A 7,967-nucleotide genomic window follows, 5' to 3' on the forward strand; every position below is an offset into this window, starting at 1 on the left:
GAACTTGATTTTATTTTAAAAAATTTTGTAAATACTCACTTGGTAAATGAACTGCCCAACAACGTTACAGGGGAGGATGTAATATTAATTACTAAAAAAGAAGATTTGTTAAAGACTTTTCCTTTAAAAAATTATTGTTTTTACAATTTACAACATTTTTTGAATAATGGTCCTCTGGCGGGAGTGCGGGTTTTAATTCCAAGGGCCGATGCCGATGAAAAACAAGAATGCGGGCGTTTTGGTGCCATAGGTATTGAAGTTCCGCTATTAAAAATAACGTATATTCCCGATGAAAGGATTTTACAGTTAGATTTTTCCGCTTATGATTGGCTTATCTTCACCAGTGCCCACGGCGTAGAGGGCTTTTTTTTCAATTTAAAATATTTTAATGTAAGTTTAGAAAATTTCCCTTGGAAAATTGCCGTCATTGGGGAAAAAACAGCAAAATCATTAAAAAAATTTGGTTTTAACGCAGATTTTTCTCCGCAGAAATTTACAGCAAAAGATTTAGCTTTGGAGCTAACCTCCTCCGGTATGATCCAAAAAGGGGTTATAGTTGTTCAAGGAAATCTTGGGAGACCCGAGCTTTTGGAGATTTTGGCCCAAAATAATATTCTTACTAAAAAACTGGTTGTTTATGAAAATGCTCCCAATGTAGATATTAAACCTTTTTTAAATGGTTTATTGAAAGCTAATTTAATTGACGTGCTATTTTTTACAAGTCCATCAACATTCAATAATTTCTATCAATTTATTGGTGATGAAAAGTTAGCAAAAAATCTACCGCACTTTGCTATTGGGCCTACCACCTTTGAGGCTTTTTTGCAAAAAGATATACGGAGAAAATATTTTTCCTCAGAACATACCCTTGAGGGTTTATGGCAAACTTTGAAAAATCATTGGCAAGGAGAGTGAATTGTGTTATGGATTTAAAGCTACGGATGCGGCGGCTTCGAGCTAATGATAAAATACGTTCTATGGTTCGGGAAACCCACTTGCATCCCGATGATTTTATCTATCCTTTATTTATCGCACCAGGGGAACAATACCGCAAAGAAGTTAGTTCCATGCCCGGAGTATTTCAGCTATCCATTGATGAAGCAATTAAAGAGGCAAAAGAGGTGCACGAGCTTGGTATTCCAGCGGTGATCCTTTTTGGTATTCCCGAGCATAAAGATGAGTTTGGGTGTGAAGCCTATCAGGACGATGGTATTGTCCAGAAGGCTATAAGAGCAATCAAAAAAGAAATTCCTGAACTTTATGTTATAACCGATGTTTGTCTCTGCGAATATACCAGTCATGGTCATTGCGGTGTTGTGCGTAACGGAGAAGTTATAAACGATGAAACCTTGGAACTTTTAGCAAAAACCGCCGTATCCCATGCCAAAGCAGGAGCGGACATGGTTGCGCCATCGGATATGATGGATGGAAGGGTAAGAGCTATTCGTGAGGCGTTAGATGAAAATGGATTTTCACATATCCCGATCATGGCTTATTCAGCAAAATATGCCTCTGCTTTTTACGGGCCCTTTAGAGAAGCAGCGGAGTCAGCACCCCAATTTGGCGATCGCCGTTCCTACCAAATGGATCCGGCCAATGGCAATGAGGCTTTGAGGGAAGTATGGTTAGATATTGAAGAAGGTGCTGACATTGTAATGGTTAAACCTGCCTTAAGCTACTTAGATATTGTCTGGAGGGTTAAACAAGAGTTTGGCTATCCGGTTTGTGTTTACAACGTCAGTGGAGAATATTCACTGGTAAAAGCTGCTGCCCGTAATGGTTGGATTGAGGAAAAACGAATTGTTTTGGAGATCTTAACTTCAATGAAACGGGCCGGAGCAGATTTAATCATTTCCTACCATGCTAAAGATGTTGTTAAATGGCTAAAGGAGGCAAAGTAAATGTTAGTTTCCTGGAATACCACCAATCAGTGCAATTTGTATTGTGAACATTGTTACCGGGATGCCGGTGCTAAAGCAGATGAAGAGCTTTCCACTGAAGAAGGGAAGGCATTAATTGATGAAATTGTAAAGGCCGGGTTTAAGATAATGATATTTTCCGGGGGCGAGCCTTTAATGCGGGAAGATATTCTTGAATTAGTAGAATATGCTTCCCAAAAAGGCTTAAAACCGGTTTTTGGTACCAATGGCACTTTAATCACCCTGGAAATGGCGCAAAAGCTCAAAAAAGCCGGAGCGTTAGCCATGGGAATTAGCTTGGATAGCGTTGACCCCGAAAAACACGACCGTTTTCGGGCTTCTCCAGGTTCCTGGGAAAAGGCTGTGGAAGGGATGAAAAATTGTAAAGCTGCAGGGTTACCCTTTCAAATTCACACTACAGTGGTGGAATGGAATTACGATGAGGTAGAGCAATTAACCGATTTTGCCGTAGAAATAGGAGCAATAGCTCATCACATCTTCTTTTTAGTTCCAACCGGCCGTGCGGTAAATATTGAGCAGGAGTCTTTAAGGGCTGAACAGTACGAAAAGCTTCTTCATCGCATAATGAAAAAGCAAAAAGAAGTACCAATTGAATTAAAACCTACCTGTGCTCCGCAGTTTATGCGGATTGCCAAACAAATGGGTATGGATTTACGTTTTGGCAGAGGTTGTCTCGCAGGAACTTCATACTGTATCATCAGCCCTAAAGGTGATGTCCAACCCTGTGCTTACCTTAATATTCCCTTAGGTAATGTTAGGGAAATTCCGTTTAGTGAAATCTGGAAAAATAACCCGGTTTTGAACGAGCTGCGTACATTAAACTATAAGGGTGGATGCGGTACCTGTAAATACAAAGAAATTTGTGGCGGATGTCGGGCACGGGCTTATTTCTACCATGATGGCGATTATATGGCCGAAGAGCCGTGGTGTCTGTACCAGGGACGTAAGGGATACTAAAAGTAAGGGGTGGGAGAATGACTTTAAAAATCGATAGATCAATCGAAGCTTTTAGCGAAGCTAAGAAAGTTATTCCCGGAGGAGTTAACAGTCCGGTTCGTGCTTTTAAATCGGTGGGCTTAAATCCAGTATTTATTGAACGGGGCGAAGGTTCAAAAATTTACGATATTGACGGGAATTGCTATATTGATTATGTTGGCTCGTGGGGTCCACTTATCTTAGGCCACCGCCACCCTAAAGTGGAAGAAGCTTTAGCCAATTGTTTAAAAAAAGGTACAAGTTTTGGGGCTCCTACTCTTCTGGAAACCGAAATGGCGGAAATCATTGTTAATGCTTTCCCTGCAATGGATATGGTACGGATGGTAAACTCGGGTACCGAAGCAACCATGAGTGCCATCCGTTTGGCCCGTGGCTTTACCGGACGAAACAAAATTGTTAAATTTGAAGGTTGTTATCACGGCCATGCGGATTCTTTGTTGATTAAAGCAGGGTCGGGAGCTTTAACCTTAGGCGTTCCTACAAGCCCCGGAGTACCGGCGAATATTGCCAGCAACACGATAACTGCCCAGTTTAATGATTTATCCCTTTTGGAAGAAATATTTGCCCGGGAAGGTAACGATATTGCTGCCGTTATTTTAGAACCGGTTGCCGGAAACATGGGAGTAGTCCCGCCTAAGCCTGGCTTTTTAGAGGGGGTTCGGGAGCTTACCAGAAAATATGGTGCTTTGCTAATAATGGACGAAGTTATGACCGGTTTTAGGGTTCACTGGGGTGGAGCTCAGGTTCTCTATAACATTGATCCGGATATTACAACCCTCGGAAAAATTATTGGGGGAGGCTTACCGGTAGGGGCTTATGGTGGCCGGCGGGAAATCATGGAAATGGTGGCACCGGCCGGACCGGTTTACCAAGCAGGGACTCTTTCGGGTAATCCTTTGGCAATGACCGCCGGTATTGCCACGTTAACTGTTTTAAAGGAAGAAGGGGTTTATGAGCAGTTGGAGGAAAAATCAAGTTATCTGGAAAGCGGTTTAAAAGAAGCGGCAAGAGCTGCGGGCTTAAAGCTCTGGTTTAACCGGGTCGGATCGATGCTTTGCACTTTCTTTACCGCGGAGGAAGTGGTGGATTATAAAACCGCTTGCACTTCCGATACTCAAAAGTTTGCCCTGTTCTTTAAGACTCTCTTAGAAAATGGAGTTTATATCGCGCCTTCGCAATTTGAAGCTATGTTTGTTTCCCTTGCCCATTCCAAAGACGATTTAGATAAAACTATTGAAGCTTCTTATAAAGCATTTAAGGCGGTTGCTGAAAGCTAATGGCAATGAAAAACCCCTTGAGTAAAACTTCAAGGGGTTTATTTCTCATAAATGGTGCGGCAGAGAGGATTTGAACCTCCACGGGCATAAACCCACTAGATCCTGAGTCTAGCGCGTCTGCCGTTCCGCCACTGCCGCATAGATAAAAATGGCTGGGGCGGCTGGATTCGAACCAACGAATGGCGGTTCCAAAGACCGCTGCCTTACCGCTTGGCGACGCCCCAGTAAAATGTATTAAGTTAAATAATGTCAGAGATCCATGGACCTCTGACATTTATTGCTGGTAATGGTGGAGGGGGTAGGATTCGAACCTACGAAGGCATTCGCCGGCAGATTTACAGTCTGCTCCCTTTGGCCACTCGGGAACCCCTCCGCATTATCTAATGGAATTTTATTTTTTACTGGTCGGGATGGAGGGATTTGAACCCCCGACTTCCTGCTCCCAAGGCAGGCGCGCTAGCCAAACTGCGCTACATCCCGCACTTTTGTACTGCACGTACCGGACATTTTTTATTATATATATTTGGTGGAAGGTCGTCAAGTATTAAAAATAAAAAAATGCAAAGTATAACATGCTTTTTAAAGAATAAAATAGTAGTATGCAATTAAATTTTATGTTATAATTTGCCATAAGGAGAGTGATTAAAATGGATATTTTTAAGCGGAGTATTTTGTTAGGTTTGGGTTTAATAACTCTTACGAAAGAAAAAACCGAGGAGTTTTTGAAGGAACTCATGGAGAAAGGAAAAATGAGTAAAGATGAAGCTCAAAATTTTCTTAATGAACTAATTGAAAAAGGCAAAACCCATAAGGACGATTTAAAAGCGGAAATAAAAGAGGAATTACAAAAAATAATTAAGGAGTTGAACTTGGTAACGCGGGATGAACTAAAGCTTATAGAAAACCGCTTAAATGAATTAGAAAATAAAGTCCAGGAACAAAACAGGGGGTAGTTACCCCTTGTTTTTTTAAGGGGGCTTAATTGTGTTTCCTTTAACACCAAAGCATCTTTCAAGGTTTCGGGAAATTACCCGGGTGTTTTCTGAATTTGGTTTTGGCTTTATTTTAACTTATTTAAAACGGCCACCAGCAGAAGATAAAATTGAAATCAATGAATATCGTTTAATTGAACTGGCCGGAAATTTAAGAGAAATGTTAGAAAAATTGGGACCAACATTTATCAAACTTGGACAAGTTTTAAGTACGCAAAAAGACTTACTTCCAAAGCCCTTTCAAGTTGAGTTGGAAAAATTACAGGATAAAGTAACTCCTGTTTCCTTTGAAGTCATAGCTTCATACATTGAAAAAAATTTAGGTTCTCCGCTGCACGACATCTTTATTGAGTTTGATGAAAATCCCATTGCCAGCGCTTCCATAGGGCAAGTGTACCGGGCCAGGCTTAAAAATGGAAGAGATGTGGTCGTAAAAGTAAAGCGACCGGGGGTCGATGAATTAATTAAAACTGACCTGCAAATTTTATATCAAATTGCTTCATTTATCCAAAACAAAACCAACTGGGGAAAAATTAATAAACCTTTAAGAATGTGGGAAGAATTAAAATCAACCCTGGAAAGGGAATTAGATTATACCGGTGAAGCGCGGAATATAGAAAACTTCAGGCAAAATATAAAATACAAAAAACTTATTATTCCCGAGGTGTTCTGGAACTTTACCAATGAAAACATCCTGGTTTTAGAAGCGGTTTACGGTATTAAAGTAAGTGAACGCTCCCAGCTACTCGAAATGGGTATCGATTTGGACCGGTTAGCCCGAGATTTAGTGGAAATTTTTATTTTGCAGATTTTAGAAGACGGCTATTTTCATGCAGACCCCCATCCGGGCAACATTGCCATAACTCCCGGGGGGAATGTCATCTTGTATGACTTTGGAATGATTGGTTTTTTAAATCCGTGGTTAAGGGAAATGCTGATCACCTTATTAATAGGTGTGGTAAGGAAGGATTTTGCGAGGATTTCCGAATTATTAATTGAATTAAGTCAACGAGAAGATATTATTCCAGCGGAAATAAAAAAGGATGTACGGGAAATTTTAAATCGCTATTATTTCGTTCCCTTATCGTCATTATCGTTAGGAGAATTATTAAAAGAATTGTTAAACCTTGCCCAAAGGCATGAAATTATAATTCCTCCAGAAATTGTTTTAGTCGCCAAAACAATTATTGCCTTAGAAGGAATAGTGAAAAATTTAAACAGCAACTTATCGGTGGCCGAATTAGCGGAGCCGTTAGCAACAACTCTATTAAGAAAACGGATTTTTAAATTTCCTTCTTTTAAAAAAGTTGCCCTGGATTTATATAACTTAGTTGACAAGCTTTTTGCTCTACCAGAAATATTGGAAAGCAGTTTGGCAAACTTAGAAAAAGCTAAATTCACTCTTAAATTTGAAGAACGGCAATTAGAAAGACAAGTAACTTCTTTTGCTAAAAGTATTCAGTTTTTAGCAATAGTTATCTTTTATGCAGCTTATTTTTTGGGCTCTCCGGCAATTTTAAATGCGCTTCCCGCTGACCAGAAAGGTAAAATCTTTATTTTTATAACTGTTGTTTATTTTGCCGGTGGGTACGTTTTATGGAAAAAACATCAGCTTTAGCATAGACTATCCTCTTAGGGCATATTTTTTTTTAGAATAAACCCTAAGGGGGTAGGAAAGAATGTTCAAAAATTTTTTTAAAGTAATAATTATTTTTCTTATTTTAAATTCTCTTGCTTATGCCGAACAATTCAAATCTACAGAAACATCTCCAAGCAACTCAAAGTTCGTAGTAATTTTTATTGATGGATTTACTCAAGAGAAACTTTATCAAAATTACCTTCCAAATTTGGTAAATCTTTACGAGATGGGATATAGCGGTGCAATTGAAGGTCAAGATTTGGCTTTTCAACAAACAATTGAACGTATATTAAAATTAAAAGGTTTTGCGACAAGTTTTCCTATTTTGGCTGAAAAGTACGGCTATGAGGTTTATGGGTATGGATTTAATTTAAAAAATTATTCCGGGATTAAATACTTACCCAATTTAAATTATTTTGAAACAAAGCTCGGTTCAAAGGAAAAATGCGGTTTTATTCTCGCTTTTAAAAAAGGGCAAGAAAAATTAGCTGATAAAATTGTGGAAAAGCTTTATGAAACCGGTAGTCTCAAAAATACAGTTGTTGCCTTAATTGGAAGCAGCAATGAAGGAGTTTTTAGTATTTTTGCCCAAAAACTTAAAAAGAATGTACGGGCAGAAATCCTTTTAGATGATGGAATAATATCAATAATTTCTTTAGCATTAGGTATTTATCCGCAGAGAGAATGGGGTCCAATTTTATGGAGTGCAATTTACACCGGTGACTGGGAACAGGATAATCAAAATAAGCTTAAAGAACAAAAGGAAATTTTCAACTATGTATTAATGCTTCGCCAATCGGTCAGGAATAAAGATTTAGAAATTGCAAAATATTTCTTAGAAAAAGAGAAACTTTTAACAAAATTAGAGAGAAAAAACGCTGAAAACCAGCGTTTAACCGGTATTATAAAAGAGTTAAAGAGGTTAATTTTAACACTAAAACTTTTGGCATTACTCATCTTTATTATCGGATTGTTAGCGCTTTTCTTTGAATATAAAATTTTAAAAAAGAAATATCTGCTTTTTTAAATTCAATAAAGGGTTGTTTTTTAATGTTATAAAAATCACAAATAATTCAGAAAATTTTCTACTTTATAAGCAGGAATTTTAAGTTGTATGTCGAAA

Annotated in this window: 7 protein-coding genes and 4 tRNA genes; 7 read left to right on the forward strand and 4 right to left on the reverse strand. The window is 38.6% G+C overall.

Going from position 1 to position 7,967, the window contains the following annotated elements; all coding sequences use genetic code 11:
• The 4 genes from ciss_RS08025 to hemL form a co-directional block, all read left to right on the forward strand.
• Positions 1–915 (forward strand): uroporphyrinogen-III synthase (locus ciss_RS08025; protein WP_075865756.1); only part of this gene is annotated, 915 nt, incomplete at its 5' end.
• An 8-nt stretch (positions 916–923) separates the two neighbouring features.
• Complete coding sequence (gene hemB, locus ciss_RS08030; protein ID WP_075865757.1) at positions 924–1,901, forward strand: porphobilinogen synthase; 978 nt, start codon at positions 924–926, stop codon at positions 1,899–1,901.
• A complete protein-coding gene (gene nirJ2, locus ciss_RS08035) occupies positions 1,902–2,897 on the forward strand; it encodes a putative heme d1 biosynthesis radical SAM protein NirJ2 (protein WP_075865758.1) in 996 nt (331 codons plus the stop codon). It begins immediately after the preceding gene.
• Between the two features lie 17 nt (positions 2,898–2,914).
• Positions 2,915–4,213, forward strand: a complete 1,299-nt coding sequence (gene hemL / locus ciss_RS08040; protein WP_075865759.1) for a glutamate-1-semialdehyde 2,1-aminomutase — start codon at positions 2,915–2,917, stop codon at positions 4,211–4,213.
• A 52-nt stretch (positions 4,214–4,265) separates the two neighbouring features.
• Here hemL and ciss_RS08045 read toward each other — a convergent pair.
• The 4 genes from ciss_RS08045 to ciss_RS08060 all read right to left on the reverse strand — a co-directional run bounded on the left by ciss_RS08045 (position 4,266) and on the right by ciss_RS08060 (position 4,693).
• Positions 4,266–4,351, reverse strand: a tRNA-Leu gene (locus ciss_RS08045).
• Positions 4,352–4,362: 11 nt separating this feature from the next.
• Positions 4,363–4,437 (reverse strand) — tRNA-Gln (locus tag ciss_RS08050).
• 63 nt (positions 4,438–4,500) lie between these two features.
• A tRNA-Tyr gene (locus tag ciss_RS08055) sits at positions 4,501–4,586 on the reverse strand.
• Between the two features lie 29 nt (positions 4,587–4,615).
• Positions 4,616–4,693, reverse strand: a tRNA-Pro gene (locus ciss_RS08060).
• 167 nt (positions 4,694–4,860) lie between these two features.
• On the opposite strand from ciss_RS08060, the gene ciss_RS08065 reads away from it, so the two are divergent.
• From ciss_RS08065 to ciss_RS08075, 3 genes are all read left to right on the forward strand, one after another.
• On the forward strand, positions 4,861–5,166 hold the full coding sequence (locus ciss_RS08065) for a phasin family protein (RefSeq protein WP_075865760.1): 306 nt from the start codon (positions 4,861–4,863) through the stop codon (positions 5,164–5,166).
• Positions 5,167–5,197: 31 nt separating this feature from the next.
• Positions 5,198–6,823 carry an ABC1 kinase family protein gene (locus tag ciss_RS08070; RefSeq protein ID WP_075865761.1) on the forward strand — a complete coding sequence of 542 codons (1,626 nt, stop codon included), beginning with the start codon at positions 5,198–5,200 and terminating at the stop codon, positions 6,821–6,823.
• 61 nt (positions 6,824–6,884) lie between these two features.
• Positions 6,885–7,871, forward strand: coding sequence for a hypothetical protein (locus ciss_RS08075; RefSeq protein WP_075865762.1), 987 nt, complete (start codon positions 6,885–6,887; stop codon positions 7,869–7,871).
• Positions 7,872–7,967: the final 96 nt, after the last annotated feature.

The sequence above is a fragment of the Carboxydothermus islandicus genome, from assembly GCF_001950325.1.
Classification (GTDB): Bacteria; Bacillota; Z-2901; order Carboxydothermales; family Carboxydothermaceae; genus Carboxydothermus; species Carboxydothermus islandicus.